The sequence below is a fragment of the Tianweitania sp. genome (assembly GCF_032053605.1).
Taxonomy (GTDB): domain Bacteria; phylum Pseudomonadota; class Alphaproteobacteria; order Rhizobiales; family Rhizobiaceae; genus Tianweitania.
Genome location: NZ_DAMBUH010000005.1, coordinates 1 through 1,154, shown reverse-complemented (window position 1 = coordinate 1,154; position 1,154 = coordinate 1). Strand labels below are relative to the sequence as shown.

Genomic DNA, 1,154 nt, shown 5'->3' with positions numbered 1-1,154 from the left:
GCAGATAGCCGATCGCGCCCGCCACTTCCGAGATGCCCGCCAGCCCGGCTAGACCGCCGGACACCAGGAATGCGAAGAAGACCATGCGCTTGGCGGAGAAGCCCGCGAAACGTCCTGCGCGCGGGCTTTCGCCCAGTACCCGCACCTCGAAACCCTTGATGGTCCGGCTGATCATGAACCACACGACCACAGCCGCCACGAGCGCGAAGACGATGCCCCAATGCGCGCTCCCCGACGACGGCAGCACTTCGGGCAGCACAGCATCGGCATGGAAGCGCCGCGTCAGCGGAAAATTATTGCCGGCCGGATCGCGCCACTGCCCGCGCGTCAGCCAATCCAAAAAGTTCTGCGCGACATAAACCAGCATCAGGCTCGTCAGGATCTCATTGGTGCCGAAGCGCGTCTTCAACAGCGCAGGCACCGCACCATACGCCGCACCGCCGAGCACGCCCATCAGCAGCATCAGCGGCAGAACGAAGCCATTCTGGAAGTCGGGAAACATCACCGGCAGGATCGAGCCGGCAATCGCGCCCGCTATGAACTGCCCTTCCGCGCCGATATTCCAGTTGTTAGACAGGAAGCAGACCGACAGCCCGACCGCGATCAAGATCAGCGGTGCTGCCTTGATCGCCAGCTCATGCAGCGACCAGACTTCGAGCAGCGGCTCGACGAAGTAGTAATACAGCCCATCCACCGGGCTCTTGCCGAGGGCGGCGAAGATGAGCGCGCCGCAGATCACCGTCAGCGCCAGCGCCAGAAACGGCGACAGCGCACTGAACAGCTTGGATTGCTGCGATCGCTTGACCAGTTCGAAGCGCATCAGGCGGCGGCCTCATGTGCGGCATGGCCGGGTTCCGCGCCGCCCATCAGCAGCCCGATCGCCTCTGATGTCGCTTCTGCCGTTGGCATCGGCTTCGACAGGCGCCCGTCATGCATGACAGCGATGAAGTCAGCGATCTCGAACAATTCGTCCAGATCCTGGCTGATCACCAGCACGGCCGAGCCCGCCCGCGCCAGTTCCACCAGCGCCTGCCGGATGCGCGCCGCAGCACCCGCATCGACGCCCCAGGTCGGCTGGTTGACGACGATCACCGACGGCTGGCGGTCAAGCTCGCGCCCGATAATGAACTTCTGCAGATTGCCGCCGGACAGCG

1 protein-coding gene and 1 pseudogene are annotated in these 1,154 nt (G+C 64.2%); both read right to left on the bottom strand.

The window, feature by feature from the left end:
- Positions 1-823, bottom strand: an 823-nt coding sequence (locus tag RTX98_RS02380) for an ABC transporter permease (protein WP_416223053.1), incomplete at its 3' end; no start/stop codon positions are given.
- A pseudogene (locus tag RTX98_RS02375) lies at positions 820-1,154 on the bottom strand (ABC transporter ATP-binding protein); the annotation flags it as partial. The pseudogene RTX98_RS02375 and the gene RTX98_RS02380, both read right to left, overlap by 4 nt.